Below are 19,646 nucleotides of genomic sequence, written 5' to 3'. Positions count from 1 at the left end.
ATACCGAACGGCGTCCCGGGCGCGGCAAGAGTTCGCTGGGAGGAATGCGCGGTGGCAGCAGCACCAGTCTGGAGTGCCGACCCCCGGACCGGGAAGCGGCGCGAGCAGGTTGCGGTGGAGGCCACGGCGGCCGAAGTCGACGCCGCCGTACGGGCCGCACACGACGCCGGGGGCGCGCTCGCCGACCGCGGCGTCCGGGCCGCTCTGCTGCGCCGCGCCGCCGACCTGCTGGACGGCGCGGGTGAACGGATCGTCGAGGCCGCCGACGCCGAGACCGCACTCGGCCCCGGCCGGCTCACCGGTGAACTCGCCCGTACCACGTACCAGTTGCGCGCGTTCGCCGACGTGGTCGAGGAAGGCGCCTTCCTCGACGTCCTCATCGACCACGCCGACCCCGCGCTCACCCCGCCCCGCCCCGACCTGCGCCGCTACAAGATCCCGCTCGGCGTCGTCGCCGTCTACGCGGCCAGCAACTTCCCGCTCGCCTTCTCCGTGCCCGGCGGCGACACCGCCAGCGCGCTCGCCGCCGGGTGCCCGGTCGTCGTCAAGGCCCACCCCGACCACCCGGCGACCTCCGAACTGAGCGCCGCACTGCTGCGCCGCGCCGCCGCCGAAGTCGGCCTGCCCGTCGGCGTGATCGGCCTGGTGCACGGCTTCGACGCGGGCCTCGACCTGGTCCGGCACCCGCTCGTCGCCGCTGCGGGCTTCACCGGATCGGTACGCGGCGGCCGCGCCCTGTACGACGCGGCGGCCGCCCGCCCCCGCCCCATCCCCTTCCACGGCGAACTCGGCAGCCTCAACCCGGTCGTGGTCACCGAGGCAGCCGCCGACGAGCGCGCCGAGCAGATCGGTACCGGCCTGGCCGGTTCGATGACCCTCGGCACCGGCCAGTTCTGCGTGAAGCCGGGGCTGGTCCTCGCCCCGCACGGCCCGGCAGGCGACCGCCTGGCGCGCTCCCTGACGGAAGCCGTCAGCGACACCGAGGCCGGGGTGCTCCTGGACCACCGGATGCGGGACGCCTTCATCGACGGCGTACGGGAACGTGCCGCGCTGCCGGACGTGCAGGCGCCCGTGACGCCCGGCGCGGGCGGCGCGCACACCGTCAGCGCGGGCTTCCTCACCGTCCCGGCCGCCCGGCTCGCCGGGGACGAGGGCACCCACGACCTGCTCCTGGAGGAGTGCTTCGGCCCGGTCACCGTCCTCGCGCGCTACACCGACGACGCCGAGATCGGCGCCGTACTGGCCCGGCTGCCCGGCAACCTCACCGCGACCCTCCAACTGGGAGCGGCGGAGTGCGAGGGCGGGGACGCGCGGCCGGATGCGGATGCGGATGCGGACGCGGGTGTGGGGACGGACGCGGGTGCGGATGTGGCTGAAGGCGGTACGGGACCGGCCGGGGACGGCGGCGGGCGCGGCGCGCGGCTGCTGGCCGCGCTCACCCCGCTGGCCGGCCGGATACTCGTCAACGGCTGGCCGACCGGCGTCGCCGTGGCCCCCGCCCAGCACCACGGCGGCCCCTACCCGGCCACCACCTCCACCGCGACCTCCGTCGGCGGCACGGCGGTCGAACGGTGGCTGCGGCCGGTCGCCTACCAGGACACCCCGCCCGCCCTGCTCCCGCAGGAACTGCGCGAGGACAACCCGCTGAAACTCCCCCGTCGCGTCGACGGCCGGGCCGAAAGGTGACGCACGCGCACATGACCCACGCCACCATCGTCCGCGATGCCACCACCGCCGACGTCGGCGCCATAGCCGACCTGCACCAGCGCGCCCGCGTGATGTACTACCGCGGCCGCGTCCCCGACGCGCAGCTGGACGACCCGGCCGACCGCGACCGCTGGCGCGACGGCTGGCAGCGCTCACTCGCCCGTATGGACGCCACCGTGCTGTGCGCCGAACGGGCGGACGCGGTCGTCGGTGTCGCCTTCTACCGCCGCGAGGACGGCGCGCCCGAAGACACCGTCACGCTCTTCCAGCTCCACGTGGACCCCGACAACTGGCGCGACGGCATCGGCACCGCCCTGCACCGCGCGTGCGTGGCCGGGTGGCAGGAGGCGGGCGTCACCACCGCCCGCCTGGAGGTGTACTGGCACAACCAGCGGGCCCGCGCCTTCTACACCCGGCACGGCTGGCAGCCCGACGCGTCCCGCCGTCCCGCGCCGGACGCCACCCACCTCGACCTCGTGCTGCCGCTCAGCCCTGTCGCCGCCCGATGATCTGAAGCCGCTCGACGGTATGGCCGTCCAGCGTCGCGACGGTGTCCGTGCGCTCGGCCTCCACCGTGAAGCCGTGCGCACGGACCAGCCCGCGCAGCCGGTCCGGCTCGTGATGCCGGAACACGCCGCCGTCGGGCGTCTCGAACACGCCGTACGTCCCGTACCGGTCCGCGTACTCCCCGTACCGCGCCAGGTTCCGCCGGTCGCTCTGCAACGGCACGTCGCTGAGATACAGCACTCCGCCCGGCCGCACCAGCCGCCCCAGCTCCGCGACGATCTCCCGCTGCGCCCCGGAACCGGGCACACACGTCAGTACGGCGAACAGCAGCGCGGCCCCGAAAGCCCCGTCCCCGAACGGCAGCGGCAGCCCCGGCCCGTGCACGAGCCGCACCCCCGGATGCTCCCGCCCGCCCCGCTCCACCAGCGCCCGCGACACGTCCACCCCGCACACGTCCGCGTACCCGGCCGCCACCAGCTCGGCGGTCAGCCGCCCGTACCCGCACCCGTAGTCCAGCACGGGCACCGCACGCGGCACGTACGCGTCCAGCAGATCCGCGTCCAGCGGATGCGTGAACGTCTTGACGGCCCCGGCACGCTCCCAGAATCCCAGCACTTCCCGCGGCATCTCCATGGGCGGACGCTACTCCGGGCGCGGCGGTCAGCCACTCGTTTCGGCAACTGCCGCATCCGGGGGCCGGGGGTTCGGTGATTTCAGCGACCGTGCTTCGAGGCGGTGTTGACGCGCTCTTCCGTGTGTTTCTTGTACTTCGTGTGTCCGGTCTCGTCCGCGTGCGCTCGGATCCAATTGTTCATTTGTGCGGGGGAGTCCCAAGGGCTGGAACACATACCGCACTTCTTGTCTTCGCTTTCGGTCACGCAGCTGGCGACGTGCTTCCGGCTTTCGGATCACGGGTTGTCGAGGGCAACAGAACCGCCTTCACCGGTACGCAAATGAAGCACGCCTGCGCGTCCGTGCGGGCGCATGAGGCGGGCGAAGTGCTCCCGGTACGCCCGGCTACGGGCCACGCTCAGCAAGTGCGGTGCCCCCTGACTGGTTCGCGCCGTACCTCGACCTTGAATCGAAAGCGGTGCAGATCGCAGATGCACCACCTTGTGGAAGCCGCAGCAAACCCACACTTCACGTTGCAAGTCCTGCGCTTCAAGGCGGACTTCCCCGCGTCCTCCTCAGCCTTTACGCTGCTTATGCCAGACGAGGGGCAACTGTCCTGTACTCGGAGACCAAGGAACAGGGGCACGTATACGACCCGGTGGCAGCGGTAGGCAGCGCGCGGGCACGTGCGAACCCCTTCGTGCTGCCGCGTCGCCACCTGACGAATCCGTGGCTCTCTTCCGTAGCCTTGCGGAGGAATACACCAGATGAGCAGCACCCCAGGCCCCGTACGCGCTACGCGATGGGTCAAGAGCAGTTACAGCGGCGGCGAAGGCGGCCAGTGCATCGAGTGGGCGCCGGAGCATGCGGTGGTCACGGGTGAGTTTCTGGTGCGGGACAGCAAGGTCCCGGACGGTCCCCGCCTGACGCTCACTGGTGAGGCCTTTGCCGGGCTCGTCCGGTTCGCTCGGCAGGGCACCGTCTGATCTCGGCCGGTCGGCCCGCGAGCCCGGTCCTCCCCGCAACGGGGGCGGCGGGGCTCCGCTACGCCGAAGCGCTGTACCGTGCGGCACCGCGCGAAGCGATCAAGGAGTACGCGCGATGAAGATAACGAAGCCCATCCGTTGGGTGAAGAGCACCTACAGCAGCGGGGACGGCGGCCAGTGCATCGAGTGGGCGCCGGAGCATGCGGTGGTCACGGGTGAGTTTCTGGTGCGGGACAGCAAGGTCCCGGACGGTCCCCGCCTGACGCTCACTGGTGAGGCCTTTGCCGGGCTCGTCCGGTTCGCTCGGCAAGGTGCCGCCTGACTTCGGCAGGTCGGCCCGCGAGCCCCGTCATCCCCGTAACGGGGGCGGCGGGGCTCTGCCATGTGACGCCCCACACCCGTACACGCCGCCGCGCCGGGGAATAGCCGCCGCCCTCCGAAGGTTTTCCGCGACTGTCCGCATTCGTACCGATCATCTGAGGAAACACCTGACATGCGCGTCGAGATCTGGGCCGATATCGCCTGCCCCTGGTGCTACATCGGAAAGGCACGCTTCGAGAAGGGGCTGGCCGGGTTCGCGCACCGGGGCGAGGTGGAGATCGTCCACCGGTCCTTCGAACTCGACCCGGGCGCGGCGCCCGCCGACGGCGTGCCGGTGCTGGAGATGCTCGCGAGCAAGTACGGGGTGTCCCGGGAGCAGGCCGAGGCCATGGAGGCGCGGGTGGCCGAGGCGGCTGCGGGGGAGGGGCTCGGATACCGGTCCGACCGGATTCACGGGAACACCTTTGACCTGCACCGGCTGCTGCACCTGGCCAAGGAGCGGGGCGTGCAGGACGCGCTGCTCGGCGCGCTGTACCGGGCCAATTTCGCGGAGGCGCGTCCGCTGGGGGACACGGAGGCGCTGACCGGCGTCGCGGTGGCCGCGGGTCTGGCGGAGCAGGACGTACGCCGGGTGCTGGCGGACGGGGACGCCTACGCGGCGGCGGTGCGGGCCGACGAGCGGGAGGCGGCGGAGCTGGGGGCCCGGAGTGTTCCCTTCTTCGTCATCGACCGGCGTTACGGGATTTCCGGCGGGCAGCCCGCCGAGGTGTTCCGGCAGGCGCTGGAGCGGGCGTGGGAAGAGGGGGAGACGTCCGCGCCGGTGGACGGCGGCGGCCAGGCGGACGCGCCGGGGTGCGAAGGCGACGTGTGCCGGCCCGGTACGGAGAAGTGATCCCCGGCCCGGTACGGAGAAGTCATTCCCGGCCGGGTCCGGGCATCGGGTAGGCGCTGAGCTGCGCGGATAAGGGCCGCTTGGCGCCGTTCCAAGAACATTCGCCATGGACGGCGGGCGGCCGGGCGGCCACAGTGGGGACATGCAGCGAATCGAACCACTCGGCGGGGACGAGTTCGCGCCCCTGACGACGTACTTGAACTCCGCGTCCAGCGGCCTGATCCCCGCCCGTGCCGCCGCCGCTCTGCGGGCGGCCGTCGAGGAGTCCGTCTCCTACGGGAGCATGGGCCGGGACTACTTCGGACCGGCGGACGCCTCCCGGGCCGCCTTCGCCCGGCTGGTGCGGGTGGCGCCGGAACGGGTCGCGATCGGCGGCGCGGTCGCGGTGCACGCCGCGCTGATCGCCGGGTCGCTCCCGGACGGGGCCGAGGTGCTGGTTCCGGAGGGGGAGTTCAGTTCGCTGGTCAACCCGTTCGCCGCCCGGCACGGGATCAAGCTGCGTACCGCGCCGCTCGCGCGGCTGGCCGACGCGGTGCGGCCCGGTACCGCGCTCGTCGCCTTCAGCGCCGTACAGGCCCTGGACGGGCGGATCGCCGACTTGGAGGGGGTGCGGGCCGCCGCCGGTGCCCATGGGGCGCGCACCCTCCTGGACGTCACGCAGGCCGCGGGCTGGCTGCCGCTGCGGGCCGGCGACTTCGACTACGTGGTGTGCGGGGCGTTCAAATGGCTGCTGTGCCCGCGCGGCGCGTCCTTCCTGGTGTGCGGGGACGACGGGCCGGAAGCGCTGCACGCCGGGTGGGTGGCCGGTGCGGACCCGGCGGAGTCCAACTACGGGCCGATCAAGGAACTCGCGCCCGGCGCGCGCCGTTACGACGAGCCGCACGCCAACTACTCGTACGTCGGCGCCGCGCAGTCCCTCGCCCTGCTGAACGAGATCGGTGTCGAGACCGTGCACGCGCACAACACCGCGCTCGCCGACCGGTACCGCGCGGGGGTCAGGGCGCTCGGCCACACCCCGCTGCCCGCACCCGGCTCGGCGATCGTGTCCGTGCCGGGGCTCGCGGACGCGGCGGACCGGCTGGAGGCGGCGCGGGTACGGGTCTCCGTGCGCGCGGGCAGCCTCCGCGCCGCCTTCCATCTCTACAACTCGTCGGACGATGTGGACCGGTTGCTGGAGGTGGCGGGGGAGGGGCGGTAGCGGGGAGGTGGCGGGGAGAGCCCGCCCCACTGGCCCGCCCCACTCTGCCCGACTCAGATCTCCCCGGTCGCGGATCTCTCCGGCCGCGGATCTCCCCGGTCGCGGATCTTCCCCGCCTCAGATCTCCCCCGCCTCAGATCTCCCCGCGGACCATCCGCCGCAGGCGGTCCAGCACCGCGCCGTCGCTGACCCGCAGCCCGTCGTGCTCCCACTCGTTGGTCACCCAGGTCCGCAGCCCGCGGGTCTCCCGCGCGGTCTCCAGGGAGTGGGCGACGTCGACGTACATGTCATCGGCGTAGACGGCGGCCGCGGCCGGGACGTCGTTGGCCGCCAGGCGGTCGGCGTCGTACAGATCGGGCCAGTCGGTGCGCTCGGCCAGGGCCTCCGCGGTCTCCTTGAGGGGGCGCAGCGACGGGTCGGTGTCGAACAGCCACGGGTAGACCATCTCACCGGTGAAGTGGACCGGCCGCCCGCCGTCCAGCGCAGTGTCCACGTCGAACGCGGGGAACTCGGTGCGGACGCGCTGGGCCGCCCAGCCGGTGCTCTTGGGGTCCACCGACCGCTGGGCGTAGATCGCTTCGTGGAGGACGGCGTACAGCGGGACGGCGGTGTGGGAGAGGTGGCTCTGTACGGCCTGAAGGAAGGATTCCGCCAGTTCGGGGCCCGTGGGGCCGGTCACCCACGCGTCCTCCAGCAGGTAGTGCAGGACGTACGAGCCGGTGCCCGTTCCCAGCATCTTGCCCAGCGCCTGGAACGCCTCCGTCGTCAGCCGGCCGCCGCCGGGCAGCCGGACCGTGTGTTCGCGCAGGTGCGCGGCGATGCGGCGGGCGCGCTCGATGTCCTGCGGGTAGCGCGCGTAGTGCGCGGCGTTCTTGCGGGCCACCCGCGGGTACGCGGCCCGGTAGACGTCCTCCGCGCTCGCCCGCAGCCCCGGCAGGCCACCCGTGATCATGACTTCGCGCAGGCCCTCGGGCGCGTACGAGAGGTAGGTCATGGCGCAGAAGCCGCCGAAGCTCTGCCCCAGGACGCTCCACCGCTCACCGGGACCGGCCAGCTCGCGGCGGAACATCTCGGCGTCCCGCACGATCGCGTCGGCGCGGAAATGCGCCAGATACGCGGCCTGCTCGTGCGCGCCGCCGCGCAGCGCCAGCGTCTGCCGGTTGGCCGGCGCGGAGCGGCCGGTGCCCCGCTGGTCCAGCAGCAGCACCCGGTAGTGGTCCAGTGCGCGCACCAGCCAGGAGTCCCGGCCCAGCGGGCGCGGCGACGCGCAGCCGGGGCCGCCCTGGAGGAAGAGCAGCCAGGGCAGCGCCTCGTCCTCCCGGCCGGGGGCGACGGCCTCGCGTCCGTACACCGTCAGCCGTTCGCCGTCCGGGGCGGCGTGGTCCAGCGGCACGTCCAGGAAGTGGTCGGTCAGTACGACACCGGGCAGCCGGTCGACGCTCATGTACGCTCCTTGGTCTTTTCGAACCGCGCGTCCCTCGGACGCCCTGGGGATCGTGCGGCACCCGCCGGGCGCCGCGCAATTCGGCCGGACGGACGGCTACCGCGAAGGAGGGCGAAAGGCTAGGAATGTCACCACACACTCACGAGGTGGTGCCGGTGGACGGGACAACCAGGTACCCGCCGCGCGACCGGGAGCTGCACCGGCGGCTGGTGTACGGCGACGAATCCGCGCTGGGCGAGGCGTACGACGCCTACGGAGCGCTGGTGAGGGCGGTGGCCCGGCGGGTCACCGGCAGTGCGGCGGTCGCCGACGAGGTGACGCAGCGCGTCTTCATCGAACTGTGGACGTGCCCGTACGCCTTCGAGCCCGGCCACGGCTCGCTGCGCGCCTGGCTGAGCATCCGCGGGCACCACGGCGCGGTGATCCGGGCGAGGGAGGCGGAGGCGGAGCGCGCGGCGGGCGGTACGGAACCGGAGGCGGCGCCGGAATCCGTCGAGGAGGCGCGGGCGGCCCTGCACACCGCGCTCACCGAACTGCCCCTGCCGGAGCGCGAAGCACTGCACCTGGCGTGCTTCGCCGGACGCACGTACCGGCAGGTCGCGGTGGAGCTGGGCATCGCGGAGGCGGCGGCCACCGCCCGGCTGCGGAACGCCCTGTGCGGCCTGGCCGACCGGCTCACCGAGCCGCCCGCCGGTCCGGGCAGCCCGGCCGACGAAGCACGGGACGAGTGCTGAATGCCGGGCGGCGCCCGCGGGCAACTAGGGAAGCGACAGGGTGCGCGCGCGGACCGGCCGGGCGGCGGAACAGGGAAAAGGGGCGTGCGATGGCTGCTGGAGGCAGGAACGGCCGGAGCGGTACGGGCGGTGCGGGCGGGAGCGGAGGGCCGGAGGACCCGGGAAGCCCGACCGGTCCGGACGGCCTCGGCGAACCCGGCGGCCCGTCCGCGGCACACGAAGAGGTCAGCGCGCTGCTCGCGGCATGGGCGCTCGGCGCCGGCATGCCGGGCGACGACGCGCGGGTCCACGGCCACCTGCACGACTGCGCCCCCTGCGCGGCCGAGGCGCGGCGGCTGCGGGAGACCGTACGGCTGCTGGACGAACCGGCGCCCGGTGGGACGGGCCGCGGAGCCGGACGCAAGGCGAACGCGGGGATGGCGCGCGGCCGGCTGATGGCCGCCGCCCGTGCCGCCAGGCCGGGCCAGGTACCCCTGGCCGCGCACGCCGCCCCGTACGCCGGGGCGGTCGCCTGCCTGGACGCCCTGCTGCGGGAGCTGGACCGCGCGCCCGCCCGCTGGGGCACCCCCGTCGTGCACGACTGGGACGTCCAGGGCACCGTCGCGCACCTGGTCGCGGCCGACGAAGTGCTGGCCGAGCGGCTGGGGCTGGCGCCGGTGACGGAGGCGGGCACGGGCCTGGGGCCGGTGCCCGGGGCACGGCCGGAAGGGGGCTTCGGACCGGAGGGCCCGGAGGCCGGTACCGGGCCGGGCGAGCTGCCCACGGGCCGGGCGGCCGGTGCGGGTGCTCCCTGGGAGGCGCGCTGGGCGGCCCGTACGAACGAGGTGGTGGCCTACGAGCACACCCGGCCGCCCGCCGAGACCCGGGAGGCGTGGCGTACCCAGGCACACGGGCTGCTCGCGCTGCCCGAGGCGGGCGACGAGCAGCTGGCCGCCATGGCCACGACCCTGATGGGCCTGCGGCTGCCGGTCGCCGACCACTACGTGATCCGCGCGTTCGAGACCTGGGTGCACACCCGGGACATCGGGCGGGCGCTGGGCCGTACCGTACCGCCGCCGCTGCCGACGCACCTCCAGCGGTTCCTGGGGCTGGCGGTGCGCATCCTGGACCTGGCGCTGGGCCCGGACGCGCGGCCGGTGCTGCTGTCGGTGGAGGGCGAGGCGGGCGGCGACTGGGTGCTCGGCTCGGACGCCGAGCCGATCGCCGCCGAACTGGTCCTGGAGGCCACCGACTTCCTGCTGCTCGTCGGCGGGCGGCAGAGCCCGGACGAGATCGCGCGCGGCCAGGCAGGCGACGCGGCCGCCTCGCAGCGGCTGCTGGAGACGGCCACGTCGCTGGCCTGGCTGTGACGCCGTGCCGTGGTGCCCCGCCGGCACCGTACGGCGTGGGCGCTACCTCACGGGCGTGAAGTCACGCGCGCCGATGTAGTCCGGGCGCGGGACCGGCGCCGCGAAGGGGTCCACCGCGGTGTTCTCCACGCTGTTGAACACGACGAAGACGTTGCTGCGCGGGTACGGCGTGATGTTGTCGCCGGAACCGTGCATGCAGTTGCAGTCGAACCAGGTGGCCGAACCGGCCTTGCCGGTGAACAGCTTGATGCTGTGCGCGTCGGCCATCTTGGTCAGCGCCTCGTCCGAGGGCGTGCCCGCGTCCTGCATCTGCAGCGACTTCTTGTAGTTGTCCCGCGGCGTCTCGCCGGAGCACCCGAGGAAGTGCCGGTGCGACCCCGGCATGATCATCAGGCCGCCGTTGGTGTCGAAGTTCTCCGTCAGCGCGATCGAGACCGACACGGCCCGCATGTTCGACAACCCGTCCTCGGCGTGCCAGGTCTCGAAGTCGGAGTGCCAGTAGAACCCGGAGGCACCGAAGCCCGGCTTGACGTTGATCCTGGACTGGTGGACGTAGACGTCCGAACCGAGGATCTGACGGGCACGACCCACCACGCGCGGGTCGGCGACCAGCTTGGCGAACACCTCGCTGATCTTGTGCACCTCGAAGACGGACCGGATCTCCTGGGACTGCGGCTCGACGATGGAGCGGGCGTCCGCCCGCATCGCCGGGTCGTTGACCAGCCGGTCCAGTTCGGCGCGGTACACCGCGACCTCTTCCGCCGTCAGCAGCTCCCCGATGGCGAAGAAACCGTCGCGTTCGAAGTCGCTCAGCTCGGCCGGCTGGAAGGGTCCCTCCGTGCCGGGCTGCGACCACACCACCGGGTCCTGTCGCGGGGTGATCACCTCGGTGGCTCCCCGGGTCGGATACAGGTCGGCGGTGCGCTCGGGTGCGGTGGTCATGGTGTTGCCTTCCTCTCCTCTCGTACGTGCTTTCCTTCTCGCGCCTTCCTCAGCTGCCGGACGGGGCAGGGGTTCGCGCCGAGCGCGTCAGGCGTGCTGCGCCGACGGCTCCGGCTCGGGCTCGGTGAGCAGCGGGTACACACCGTTCTCGTCGTGGTCCTCGCGGCCTGTCACCGGCGGGTTGAAGACACACACGCAGCGGAAGTCCTCCTTGATGCGCATGGTGTGCTTCTCGTGCCCGTCGAGCAGGTACATGGTGCCCGGGGTGATGGTGTGCTTCTCACCGGTCTCGTCGTTGGTGAGCTCGGCCTCGCCCTCCGTGCACAGCACGGCCTCGATGTGGTTGGCGTACCACATCGACGTCTCGGTACCCGCGTACAGGGTGGTCTCGTGCAGCGAGAAGCCGACGCGCTCCTTGGCGAGCACGATGCGCTTGCTCTCCCACGTGCCCGACTTGGCCTTGACGTGGCGGTCGGTGCCTTCGATGTCCTTGAAGGATCGGACGATCACGGTGTTCTCGTACCTTTCTGTGGTGCGGACCAGGAATGGTGCGGTCGGTCTGCGCGGTGCGCTCAGGCGCAGTCGCGGACCGCGCGGGCGAGGATGCGCAGACCCTCGTCCAGCTCCTCGGGGGTGGTCGTCAGCGCCGGCAGCAGCTTGACGACCTCGCTCTCCGGGCCGGAGGTCTCGATGAGCAGACCCAGCTCGAAGGCGCGCTTGGCGATCTTGTTGGCGAGCGGCTTGTCGGAGCACTCCAGGCCCCAGACCATGCCGCGGCCGCGGTACTCGGCGATGGAGGCGGGGTGCTCCTCGACGATGGCGCGCAGATGCGACTCGATGATCTCGCCGCGGGCCAGCGTCTGCTTCTCCATCTGGCCGTCGGCCCAGTACGTGTCCAGGGCCGCCGCGGCGGTGACGAAGGCCGGGTTGTTGCCGCGGAAGGTGCCGTTGTGCTCGCCCGGCTCCCACACGTCCAGCTCCGGCTTGAACAGGGTGAGCGCGAGCGGCAGGCCGTAGCCGCTGATGGACTTCGAGACGGTGACGATGTCCGGCACGATGCCCGCCTCCTCGAAGGAGAAGAACGCGCCGGTACGGCCGCAGCCCATCTGGATGTCGTCGACGATCAGCAGCATGTCGCGGCGCTTGCACAGCTCCGACAGGGCACGCAGCCACTCGGCGCGGGCCACGTTGATGCCGCCCTCGCCCTGCACCGTCTCGACGATCACGGCGGCCGGCGTGTTCAGGCCGGAGCCGCTGTCCTCCAGCAGGCGCTCGAACCAGAGGAAGTCCGGGTAGGTGCCGTCGAGGTAGTTGTCGAACGGCATGGGCGTGCCGTGCACGAGCGGGATGCCGGCACCGGCGCGCTTGAAGGCGTTGCCGGTGACCGCGAGGGCGCCCAGCGACATGCCGTGGAAGGCGTTGGTGAAGGAGACGATCGACTCGCGGCCCTTGACCTTGCGGGCCAGCTTGAGCGCGGCCTCCACGGCGTTGGCGCCCGTCGGGCCCGGGAACATGACCTTGTACGGCAGGTCGCGCGGGCGCAGGATGGTGTTCTGGAAGGTCTCCAGGAACGCGCGCTTGGCCGTGGTGGACATGTCCAGGCCGTGCGTGACGCCGTCCCGCTCGATGTAGTCGATCAGGGCGCGTTTGAGTACGGGGTTGTTGTGCCCGTAGTTGAGCGACCCGGCGCCGGCGAAGAAGTCGAGGTACGTGTGGCCGTCCTCGTCGTACATGTGGCTGCCCTGCGCGCGGTCGAAGATCGTGGGCCAACCGCGGCAGTAGCTGCGGACCTCGGACTCCACGGTCTCGAAGACGCTCAGGTCGGGCTGGGTGATGGTCACAACATGCTCCTGGGAGATGAGTGGCGTGAGCGGGGAGAAGTCTGCGGGGGCTGCGGGGTGGTCGGTCAGGGCCGGTGCCCGGCAGGGGGACCGAGCGGGCCGATGCGGTGGAGCACCTCGGCGTGGTGCCCCTGCTCCGGGAAGTGCCCGGCGTCGAGGAGGACCTCGCGGGTCAGGGACGCTCCGTGGCGCTCGGCGAACGAGGTGAAGAGACGGTTGGACGCCGCGTTGTCCTCGGTGATCGTGGTCTCGATGCGACACACGCCCAGTTCCACGGCGGCTCGGGCGACCAGCCCGTCCAGGAGGGCGGCGGCCAGTCCGTGGCCGCGGTGCGCCTCGTCGACGGCGACCTGCCAGATGAAGAGCGTCTCCGGGGACTCGGGGCGGAGGTAGCCGGTGACGAAGGCGGCCGGCTCGCCCTCGCCGTCGCGGGCGACGACGGAGGTGGCGGCGAAGTCGCGACACCACAGCAGGTAGCTGTAGGAGGAGTTCAGGTCCAGGGTCCTGGAGTCGCGGGCGATGCGCCAGATCGCGGCTCCGTCCTCCACGCGCGGTGTGTCGAGCTTGAATCCCTCCGGCATTTCTCTGATATCGCTTCGGGCACCTGCATGGTCTGCTTGTGCGGCGGTCATGCGAATTCAATTTACCCAGGGAAAAAGGAAAATGCATCGCGGGGAGGGGTTACGTGGCGTGGGGTTCTTGTGTTACCGCGCGGGGGCGCACGAGCGCGCGAATCGACCGCATTATGTGCCGGTTTGCCCGGAAAATACGGGGCGAAGCGGACTGCTTGTGTGGTCGGTCACAACCCCGTAACGTCCTGGTGACCGCTCGGAATTACCTACTCCGGCGGTAGCGAAATCTTGGCGTTTGAGCTGCGAAAAAGCGGGCAGAAGAATACGGGAAGCTGCGCACTGGAGAATTGGAAATTCGCCGGTAAAAGGTGTACCGCAAGAAAAGGCCGGGCGTCCACGGTGTTTCTGTGAAGCGGAGTGCGGGGTGAGGCGTCAGGGGCGCGGTACGGGTGCGTTCCGCTTCCGCCGGTGGCCCCGTCCGGGACCCGTGGCCCGTGCACCGGTCCCCGTGCCGCCCGCCGTACCGCGCGTCATACAGTGCGGCCATGAGTGAGAGCGTGGTGCTGCACATCAAGGGCAGGGTCCTGACCGGGCCGGACGACGTGCGCGACGAACTCTGGGTCGTCGACGGCCGGGTGACGTACGAACGGCCGACGGGCGCGCGGGAGGTGACGACCGTTCAGGGCTGGGCGCTGCCCGGCCTGGTCGACGCCCACTGCCACGTCGGGCTCGACGCCCACGGGCCGGTCGACGAGGCGACGAGCGAGAAGCAGGCGCTGACCGAGCGGGAGGCGGGAACGCTGCTGCTCAGGGACGCCGGTTCGCCGTCCGACACCCGCTGGATCGACGACCGCGAGGACCTGCCGCGGATCATCAGGGCCGGCCGGCACATCGCCCGTACCCGCCGCTACATCCGCAACTACGCCCACGAGATCGAGCCCGCGGACCTGGTCGCCTACGTCGCGCGGGAGGCCCGGCGCGGCGACGGCTGGGTCAAGCTGGTCGGCGACTGGATCGACCGCGAGACCGGCGACCTGTCGGCCTGCTGGCCGCGCGGCGCCGTCGAGGCGGCCATCGCCGAGGCGCACCGCCTCGGGGCCCGGGTGACGGCCCACTGCTTCGCCGGGGAAACCCTCGCCCCGCTGGTCGAAGCGGGCATCGACTGCATCGAACACGCCACCGGCCTCACCGAGGAGACCATCCCGCTGTTCGCCGAACGCGGCGTCGCGATCGTCCCCACGCTCGTGAACATCGCCACCTTCCCCACCCTGGCGGCCGGTGGTGAAAAGAAGTTCCCCGCCTGGGCGAGCCACATGAGGAGCCTGCACGAGCGCCGCTACGACACCGTACGCGCGGCGTACGACGCCGGGGTGCCCATCTTCGCCGGCACCGATGCGGGCGGATCGCTCGCACACGGCCTGATCGCGCAGGAGGTCGCCGAACTGACCAAGGCCGGAATCCCCGCGGTGGACGCGCTCGCGGCGACGACGTGGGGCGCGCGGCGGTGGCTGGGGCGGCCGGGCCTGGAGGAAGGTGCCCCGGCGGACCTCGTCGTCTACGAGGGGGATCCGCGCTCGGACGTACGGGTTCTGGCTGCGCCGAAGCGGGTGGTGTTGCGGGGGCGGGTGGTGGGATGACCCGCTTGCGGGTCGGTTTTTCCGGTGTGCGGTGGCCGGGGGCCGGCCGGGTGTGGCGGTCACCCGCCGTGGCGCGGGTCCGGGCCCTGCGGACTTCGTCCTCCGGTCCCGGACCCTCCCGTACGTGTTCGGCTTTCGCGGCGTGGGTGGGGGGACGCCTGCCCCCACCGGCCGTTGATCGCCGTACGGCGGGAGGGGGCGGGCCGTAGGACGGAGTCCGGAGGGCCGTTCCCGTGTCCGGTCTCCGGCGGGCGTCGCCCGGCACGTGGGGGCCAGTCGGCCACGGAGTTCGGCCCGCCGTCGGGCTCCGAAAGTCCGTTGGACTGCGGGCGGGTCGGGAGTGGTGCGGGTCCGGCCCCTACGGACTTCGTCCTACGGTTCCGGACCCTCCCGTGCGTGTTCGGCTGACACGTACGGGGGTGGGGGACGCCTGCCCCCACCGGCTGTTGGTCGCTGTACGGCGGGAGGGGGCGGGCCGCAGGACGGAGTCCGGAGGGCCGGGTCCGTGTGGTGTGGCGGCTAGCGTTCGCGTTCGCTGCGGGCCATCCATGCCGCCACCACCGCGCCCGAGATGTTGTGCCATACGGAGAAGACGGCTGCGGGGAGTGCCGCTGCCGGGCTGAAGTGGGCGGTGGCCAGGGATGCCGCGAGGCCGGAGTTCTGCATGCCGACCTCGAAGGCCATGGCCCGTCCGGCCGGTTTGCCCAGCCGGGCGAGCCGGCCCGCCGCGTAACCGAGGGCCAGGCCCAGGCCGTTGTGCAGGACGACCGCGACCATGACCAGCGCGGCCGCGTCCTTGATGAGGGCGGCGCTGCCGGACACGACGACGAGCACGATCGCCGCGATCGTCACGGCGGACAGCCACGGCAGTGCGCGCAGCGCCCGGTCGACCCAGCGGCCCGCGACGAACCGGACCAGCAGCCCGCCGAGCACCGGCAGCAGCACGGTCTTGAGGATGTCGGTGACCATGACCCCGGCGTCCACGTCCAGGAACTGCCCGGCGAGCAGCAGCGTCAGCGGCGGTGTGATCAGCGGCGCGAGGACGGTGGAGACCGTCGCCACCGAGACGGACAGGGCGACGTCGCCGCGGGCCAGGTAGGTCACGACGTTGGAGGCGGTGCCGCTGGGCGCGCAGCCGACCAGGATCACGCCGGCCGCGAGCTGCGGCGGCAGGTCCAGGACGGTCGCGATCAGCCAGCCGAGTCCCGGCATGATCACGTAGTGGGCGACCAGGCCCAGGCCCACCGCCCAGGGCCGCTTGGCGACCGCCGTGAAGTCCGGCGGCGTCAGCGTCAGCCCCATTGAGAACATCACCACGCCGAGCAGCCACGGCACCGCGGGCGCCCAGCCCGTGAACGGGGCGGGCCACAGCAGCCCGGCCGCGCCGGCCGCTATGACCAGCAGGGGGAAGACGGTGACGGCCCGCCGCGCCGCCCGGTCGGAGGCGGGCAGGTCACCGGCGGGTGCGGGGCGCGGGCTCAGCTGTTCGGTCGGCACGGCGGCACCTTAGCGCCGGGCTGCGTGTACGAGACAACCGGTTTCGGATGGTGGACGGGGCGGCCTTCGTGCGTACGGGCGAGGTGGTCAGGCGGCGTCCTCATCCGCCGCCTTGAGCAGTGCCGTCAGCAGGCCGGGGAAGCGCGTCTCCAGGTCCTCGCGGCGCAGCGAGATGTAGCGCTCCCGGCCGATCCGGCGGGTGTGCGTCCAGCCCGCCTGCCGCAGCACGCGGAAGTGGTACGAGCCGGTGGCCCGCGTCACCGGCAGGTCGATGTCGCCGCAGCCCGCCTCGCCGTCCGCCGCGAGCCGCCGCACGATGTGCTGGCGCAACGGGTCGCCGAACGCCTGGAGGAGCGGGCCGAGGCGGATGGCGGTGGTGTCCGGCTGGTCGGGATCGGCCGGGGGAGAGGCGGTGGGGGGCGTGCTGCGGGCGGTCTCCGAGGGAGCCATGTTTAGAGAGCCTTCTAAGTGAGTGATACGGTCCGGACCGTCGACGCTTCGACGATCCTCTAACTGTTTGCGCGAGGCAAGCCGCCGCGCCTCCGCCGCCCGCCCCCTTCGGGCACGCGTCCTCCCGCCGCCGTACGAGACGAGGTCCCACCATGTCAGCCGCCGCACCGACCCCGCTGCGCACGCTCTTCTGCATCGGCGTCACCCAGGAGTTCTTCAACGCCGGGGACGAGGAGCGGGCCGCCGTGGCCGCCGCCATCCCGCCCGCCTTCGACCGGCTCGCCGACCGCTTCGGCGTCCGCGTCCTCGGCACCCTCGACGACGACCAGCTCATGGTCGGCGCCTCCACCGCCTGGCCCTGGACCTCGTACATCCTCGCCGACGTCCCCGACCTGGACACCGTGTCGAAGATCTGCGGCATCGTGCGCGACACGGAGGTGGGCGCCGGGGGCGTACGCCTGTGGCGCTACCTGCGCGTCGAGGCGCGGGCCGGGCGCCCGCTGTTCTTCGGCACCGAGTGATCACCCCCGTCCGTCCGACTCCCGGAAGGAGCACACCGTGCTCGACACCGGCCTCTCCGGCCGCACCGTACTGATCACCGGCAGCGCCCAGGGCCTCGGCGCCGCCCTCGTCCGCGCCTTCCACGCCGAAGGCGCGTACGTCGCGGCCCTGGACCGCGACGACACCGCCAACCGCGCGCTGGCCACCGGCCTCGACCCGGACGGCGAACGTGTCCTGCCGGTCCACGCCGACCTGCGCGACCTCGCCGCCACCGAGGCCGCCTACCGCACGGTCCGCGCCTGGCGCCCCGTGGACGTCCTGGTCAACAACGCGGCCCGGCCCCTGGCCGCGTCCCTGTGGGAGATCACCCCGGCGGAGTGGGACGAGGTGTTCACGGTCAATCTGCGCGCCGTCTTCTTCCTCACCAGGGCCGTCGCCGGGGACATGCGCGAGCGCGGCTACGGACGCATCGTGAACATGGCCTCGATCGCCGGGCAGACCCCCCGGCCCACCGGCGCCGCGTACGGGACCTCCAAGGCGGGCCTGATCGCACTGAGCCGGGTCTTCGCCGCCGAGCTGGCCGGTGACGGCATCACCGTCAACACCGTCGCGCCCGCGATGATCGACACGCCGATGGTCCGGTCCGTCCCGGCCGAATCGCTGGCCGGGCTGACCGCGCAGGTGCCGCTCGGCCGGATCGCCACGCCGGAGGAGGTCGCCCGCGTCGCCGTCTTCCTGGCGTCGGAGGAAACATTCGTCACCGGCGCCACGTACGACGTCAACGGCGGCGCGTTGATGCGCTGAGGCTGCCGGGGGCTGCCGACGGCCGGGGGTCAGCCCGTCAGGGCTTTCTCCAGGGCCTCCGTGAAGCGGTCCGTCGTCGTCCGGTCCCGCACCGCCAGCCGCAGCCACTCCGGGCCCAGCCCCGGAAACGTGTCGCCGCGCCGCACCGCGAAGCCGAGCGTGCGCAGCCGGGTGCGGACGGCCGCCGCGTCCGGCAGCCGCACCAGGACGAAGGGCCCCTCGGCCGGGGCCGCCGCGTGCACCCCCTGGCCGTCGGGCCCGCGCACCGCCGCCAGCCGGGCCAGCAGATGGTCCCGGTCCGCCGCGATCCGCCGGGCCGCGTCCGCCGCCTCGGCCAGCGCCGGAGGCTCGCAGCACGCCTCGGCCGCGGCCAGCGCGGGAGCCGAGACCGGCCACAGCGGCTGGGCCCGCTCCAGGTCCGTGATGATCTCCGGAGCGGCCAGTACGTACCCGATCCGCAGCCCCGCCAGGCCCCACGTCTTGGTCAGGCTGCGCAGCACCACCAGCCCCGGCACGTCCGTACGCGACGCCAGCGACGCGTGCTCGCCGGGGACCGCGTCCATGAACGCCTCGTCCACCACCAGCGTGCGGCCGGGCCGCGCCAGCCGGGCGATCTCCTCGGCGGGGTGCAGGACGGAGGTGGGGTTGGTCGGGTTGCCGACGACGACGAGGTCCGCCTCGTCGGGGACCGCGTCCGCGGCCAGCCGGAAGCCGTTCCGCTCGGTGAGCAGCAGCCGCCGCACCGTGTGCCCGGCGTCGCGCAGCGCCGCCTCCGGCTCGGTGAACTGCGGGTGCACGACGAGCGGCCGCCGGGCCCGCACGGCACGGGCGATCAGCACGAACGCCTCCGCCGCGCCTGCCGTCAGCAGCACCCGCTCCGGCGGCAGGCCGTGCCGCGCCGCCACCGCCCGGCGGGCCGGGCCGCCGTCCGGATACGCGGCGAGCCCGTCCAGCGAGGCCGCGATGCGCGCCTTGAGCCAGGCGGGCGGCGTACCGGCGCGCACATTGACCGCGAGATCGGTCAGCGCCGCGTCCGCGCCGCGCACTTCGGCGTCCCCGTGATGGCGCAGGTCCGGTTCGTGCAGGTGAGGGCCGGGTATGCCGCAGGGGGCGGCGGACGGCGGGGTGGTCACAACGTCTCCTTGGTACGTACTGGGCCGGGTGCGGGCACGGCGCCGCCCCGCGCCACGGCGCAGGTGGCCCGCGCCCCGGGCACCGACGTGCGTTTGCCGGCGACGAGCCGGGCGGCGCCGGGACCGCCGCCCGCGCCGGCCAGCGCGGCGGCCTCCGCGACGCTCGGTGTCCCGGTGGCGGCCAGCGCCGCCGCGGACGGATGCGGTACGGGTACGGCGGCCAGCACCGCGGCCGGATACACCAGCAGCGGCACACCGAGCCGTTCCGCCGCCCCGGTGAGCCCCGGCTCCGCCGCCTTGGCGTCCACCGTCGCGAGCGCGGTGACCGCGTCCGGCGCCAGACCCGCGGCGGCGAGGCTGTCCAGGACGAGCGCCAGCACCTCGGCGGCCGGGACGCCCCGGCGGGCGCCGACGCCGACGACGACCGGTGCGGCGCTCACCGGGCCCGCCCCGCGTTCCGGACATGCGGGATGCGCGGCCGGTCAGTAAGCAGGAGTGAGGGGGTCCGGAACCCCGGGG

The 19,646-nt window shown here is 73.1% G+C and carries 22 protein-coding genes and 1 pseudogene; 12 read left to right on the top strand and 11 right to left on the bottom strand.

The window, feature by feature from the left end:
- Positions 1-51: 51 nt before the first annotated feature.
- Together A6A06_RS06745 and A6A06_RS06740 are read left to right on the top strand one after the other, a co-directional pair.
- Entirely contained in the window at positions 52-1,686 is a 1,635-nt protein-coding gene (locus A6A06_RS06745) for an aldehyde dehydrogenase (NADP(+)) (protein WP_073760052.1), read from the top strand.
- A gap of 11 nt (positions 1,687-1,697) precedes the next feature.
- A complete protein-coding gene (locus A6A06_RS06740; RefSeq protein WP_073760050.1) occupies positions 1,698-2,216 on the top strand; it encodes a GNAT family N-acetyltransferase in 519 nt (172 codons plus the stop codon).
- Here A6A06_RS06740 and A6A06_RS06735 read toward each other — a convergent pair.
- Both A6A06_RS06735 and A6A06_RS43870 read right to left on the bottom strand, forming a co-directional pair.
- Positions 2,194-2,847, bottom strand: coding sequence for a class I SAM-dependent methyltransferase (locus A6A06_RS06735; RefSeq protein ID WP_073760048.1), 654 nt, complete (start codon positions 2,845-2,847; stop codon positions 2,194-2,196). The two genes, A6A06_RS06740 and A6A06_RS06735, sit on opposite strands and share 23 nt — an antisense overlap.
- Positions 2,848-2,927: 80 nt before the next feature.
- Positions 2,928-3,095 (bottom strand): annotated as a pseudogene (locus A6A06_RS43870) (DUF7848 domain-containing protein); the annotation flags it as partial.
- Positions 3,096-3,167: 72 nt separating this feature from the next.
- On the opposite strand from A6A06_RS43870, the gene A6A06_RS43690 reads away from it, so the two are divergent.
- The 5 genes from A6A06_RS43690 to A6A06_RS06710 all read left to right on the top strand — a co-directional run bounded on the left by A6A06_RS43690 (position 3,168) and on the right by A6A06_RS06710 (position 6,223).
- On the top strand, positions 3,168-3,497 hold the full coding sequence (locus A6A06_RS43690; protein WP_338015854.1) for a Scr1 family TA system antitoxin-like transcriptional regulator: 330 nt from the start codon (positions 3,168-3,170) through the stop codon (positions 3,495-3,497).
- Positions 3,498-3,593: 96 nt separating this feature from the next.
- Positions 3,594-3,812 carry a DUF397 domain-containing protein gene (locus A6A06_RS06725; RefSeq protein ID WP_073760046.1) on the top strand — a complete coding sequence of 73 codons (219 nt, stop codon included), beginning with the start codon at positions 3,594-3,596 and terminating at the stop codon, positions 3,810-3,812.
- 115 nt (positions 3,813-3,927) lie between these two features.
- Positions 3,928-4,134 (top strand): DUF397 domain-containing protein, encoded by a 207-nt coding sequence (locus A6A06_RS06720; RefSeq protein ID WP_073760044.1) that lies wholly within the window; start codon positions 3,928-3,930, stop codon positions 4,132-4,134.
- A 171-nt stretch (positions 4,135-4,305) separates the two neighbouring features.
- Positions 4,306-5,025, top strand: coding sequence for a DsbA family oxidoreductase (locus A6A06_RS06715; RefSeq protein WP_073760042.1), 720 nt, complete (start codon positions 4,306-4,308; stop codon positions 5,023-5,025).
- Positions 5,026-5,167: 142 nt separating this feature from the next.
- On the top strand, positions 5,168-6,223 hold the full coding sequence (locus A6A06_RS06710; RefSeq protein ID WP_242440604.1) for an aminotransferase class V-fold PLP-dependent enzyme: 1,056 nt from the start codon (positions 5,168-5,170) through the stop codon (positions 6,221-6,223).
- A gap of 133 nt (positions 6,224-6,356) precedes the next feature.
- Here A6A06_RS06710 and A6A06_RS06705 read toward each other — a convergent pair whose 3' ends face one another.
- On the bottom strand, positions 6,357-7,667 hold the full coding sequence (locus A6A06_RS06705) for an alpha/beta fold hydrolase (RefSeq protein ID WP_073760037.1): 1,311 nt from the start codon (positions 7,665-7,667) through the stop codon (positions 6,357-6,359).
- Between the two features lie 155 nt (positions 7,668-7,822).
- On the opposite strand from A6A06_RS06705, the gene A6A06_RS06700 reads away from it, so the two are divergent.
- Both A6A06_RS06700 and A6A06_RS06695 read left to right on the top strand, forming a co-directional pair.
- The gene (locus A6A06_RS06700) at positions 7,823-8,401 is read left to right on the top strand and encodes an RNA polymerase sigma factor (RefSeq protein ID WP_242440603.1); all 579 of its coding nucleotides are present in this window, start codon (positions 7,823-7,825) and stop codon (positions 8,399-8,401) included.
- Positions 8,402-8,490: 89 nt separating this feature from the next.
- Entirely contained in the window at positions 8,491-9,750 is a 1,260-nt protein-coding gene (locus A6A06_RS06695) for a maleylpyruvate isomerase family mycothiol-dependent enzyme (RefSeq protein ID WP_079193847.1), read from the top strand.
- A 42-nt stretch (positions 9,751-9,792) separates the two neighbouring features.
- Here the strand turns inward: A6A06_RS06695 and thpD are convergent, their stop codons facing one another.
- From thpD to ectA, 4 genes are all read right to left on the bottom strand, one after another.
- A complete protein-coding gene (gene thpD / locus A6A06_RS06690; RefSeq protein ID WP_073760032.1) occupies positions 9,793-10,692 on the bottom strand; it encodes an ectoine hydroxylase in 900 nt (299 codons plus the stop codon).
- An 87-nt stretch (positions 10,693-10,779) separates the two neighbouring features.
- Entirely contained in the window at positions 10,780-11,202 is a 423-nt protein-coding gene (locus tag A6A06_RS06685) for an ectoine synthase (protein ID WP_073760030.1), read from the bottom strand.
- A gap of 62 nt (positions 11,203-11,264) precedes the next feature.
- Entirely contained in the window at positions 11,265-12,533 is a 1,269-nt protein-coding gene (gene ectB / locus A6A06_RS06680; RefSeq protein ID WP_073760028.1) for a diaminobutyrate--2-oxoglutarate transaminase, read from the bottom strand.
- Between the two features lie 65 nt (positions 12,534-12,598).
- Positions 12,599-13,114, bottom strand: coding sequence for a diaminobutyrate acetyltransferase (gene ectA, locus A6A06_RS06675; RefSeq protein WP_073760026.1), 516 nt, complete (start codon positions 13,112-13,114; stop codon positions 12,599-12,601).
- 536 nt (positions 13,115-13,650) lie between these two features.
- Between ectA and A6A06_RS06670 the strand changes: the two genes are divergently transcribed.
- The gene (locus A6A06_RS06670) at positions 13,651-14,742 is read left to right on the top strand and encodes an amidohydrolase family protein (protein WP_073760023.1); all 1,092 of its coding nucleotides are present in this window, start codon (positions 13,651-13,653) and stop codon (positions 14,740-14,742) included.
- 519 nt (positions 14,743-15,261) lie between these two features.
- On the opposite strand, the gene A6A06_RS06665 is transcribed toward A6A06_RS06670, so the two are convergent.
- On the bottom strand, positions 15,262-16,239 hold the full coding sequence (locus A6A06_RS06665) for a bile acid:sodium symporter family protein (protein WP_073760021.1): 978 nt from the start codon (positions 16,237-16,239) through the stop codon (positions 15,262-15,264).
- Between the two features lie 87 nt (positions 16,240-16,326).
- Entirely contained in the window at positions 16,327-16,689 is a 363-nt protein-coding gene (locus tag A6A06_RS06660) for an ArsR/SmtB family transcription factor (RefSeq protein WP_073760019.1), read from the bottom strand.
- A gap of 152 nt (positions 16,690-16,841) precedes the next feature.
- Here A6A06_RS06660 and A6A06_RS06655 point away from each other — a divergent pair, with 152 nt between their 5' ends.
- Together A6A06_RS06655 and A6A06_RS06650 are read left to right on the top strand one after the other, a co-directional pair.
- Positions 16,842-17,210 carry a hypothetical protein gene (locus tag A6A06_RS06655; protein WP_073760017.1) on the top strand — a complete coding sequence of 123 codons (369 nt, stop codon included), beginning with the start codon at positions 16,842-16,844 and terminating at the stop codon, positions 17,208-17,210.
- Positions 17,211-17,247: 37 nt separating this feature from the next.
- Positions 17,248-17,994 (top strand): SDR family NAD(P)-dependent oxidoreductase, encoded by a 747-nt coding sequence (locus A6A06_RS06650; protein WP_073760015.1) that lies wholly within the window; start codon positions 17,248-17,250, stop codon positions 17,992-17,994.
- Positions 17,995-18,023: 29 nt separating this feature from the next.
- Here A6A06_RS06650 and cobC read toward each other — a convergent pair whose 3' ends face one another.
- Both cobC and A6A06_RS06640 read right to left on the bottom strand, forming a co-directional pair.
- Complete coding sequence (cobC, locus tag A6A06_RS06645; protein WP_073760013.1) at positions 18,024-19,127, bottom strand: Rv2231c family pyridoxal phosphate-dependent protein CobC; 1,104 nt, start codon at positions 19,125-19,127, stop codon at positions 18,024-18,026.
- On the bottom strand, positions 19,124-19,567 hold the full coding sequence (locus A6A06_RS06640) for a cobalamin biosynthesis protein (RefSeq protein ID WP_073760011.1): 444 nt from the start codon (positions 19,565-19,567) through the stop codon (positions 19,124-19,126). The genes cobC and A6A06_RS06640 overlap by 4 nt, the downstream gene beginning before the upstream one ends.
- Between the last annotated feature and the right edge of the window lie 79 nt (positions 19,568-19,646).

This window comes from Streptomyces sp. CB02923 (genome assembly GCF_001905005.1).
Taxonomy (GTDB): Bacteria; Actinomycetota; Actinomycetes; order Streptomycetales; family Streptomycetaceae; genus Streptomyces.
The sequence above is the reverse complement of the archived record's forward strand: the minus strand, read 5'-3'. Positions and strand labels throughout refer to the sequence as shown.

Bases quoted from the DNA above. Each gene is read 5' to 3' on its own strand.
- ectA (WP_073760026.1), bottom strand. From the start codon at position 13,114: ATGCCGGAGGGATTCAAGCTCGACACACCGCGCGTGGAGGACGGAGCC.
- A6A06_RS06735 (WP_073760048.1), bottom strand. From the start codon at position 2,847: ATGGAGATGCCGCGGGAAGTGCTGGGATTCTGGGAGCGTGCCGGGGCC.
- A6A06_RS06660 (WP_073760019.1), bottom strand. From the start codon at position 16,689: ATGGCTCCCTCGGAGACCGCCCGCAGCACGCCCCCCACCGCCTCTCCC.
- A6A06_RS06655 (WP_073760017.1), top strand. From the start codon at position 16,842: ATGTCAGCCGCCGCACCGACCCCGCTGCGCACGCTCTTCTGCATCGGC.
- A6A06_RS06740 (WP_073760050.1), top strand. From the start codon at position 1,698: ATGACCCACGCCACCATCGTCCGCGATGCCACCACCGCCGACGTCGGC.
- A6A06_RS43690 (WP_338015854.1), top strand. From the start codon at position 3,168: ATGAAGCACGCCTGCGCGTCCGTGCGGGCGCATGAGGCGGGCGAAGTG.
- A6A06_RS06670 (WP_073760023.1), top strand. From the start codon at position 13,651: ATGAGTGAGAGCGTGGTGCTGCACATCAAGGGCAGGGTCCTGACCGGG.
- A6A06_RS06715 (WP_073760042.1), top strand. From the start codon at position 4,306: ATGCGCGTCGAGATCTGGGCCGATATCGCCTGCCCCTGGTGCTACATC.
- A6A06_RS06695 (WP_079193847.1), top strand. From the start codon at position 8,491: ATGGCTGCTGGAGGCAGGAACGGCCGGAGCGGTACGGGCGGTGCGGGC.
- A6A06_RS06720 (WP_073760044.1), top strand. From the start codon at position 3,928: ATGAAGATAACGAAGCCCATCCGTTGGGTGAAGAGCACCTACAGCAGC.
- thpD (WP_073760032.1), bottom strand. From the start codon at position 10,692: ATGACCACCGCACCCGAGCGCACCGCCGACCTGTATCCGACCCGGGGA.
- A6A06_RS06710 (WP_242440604.1), top strand. From the start codon at position 5,168: ATGCAGCGAATCGAACCACTCGGCGGGGACGAGTTCGCGCCCCTGACG.
- A6A06_RS06725 (WP_073760046.1), top strand. From the start codon at position 3,594: ATGAGCAGCACCCCAGGCCCCGTACGCGCTACGCGATGGGTCAAGAGC.
- A6A06_RS06705 (WP_073760037.1), bottom strand. From the start codon at position 7,667: ATGAGCGTCGACCGGCTGCCCGGTGTCGTACTGACCGACCACTTCCTG.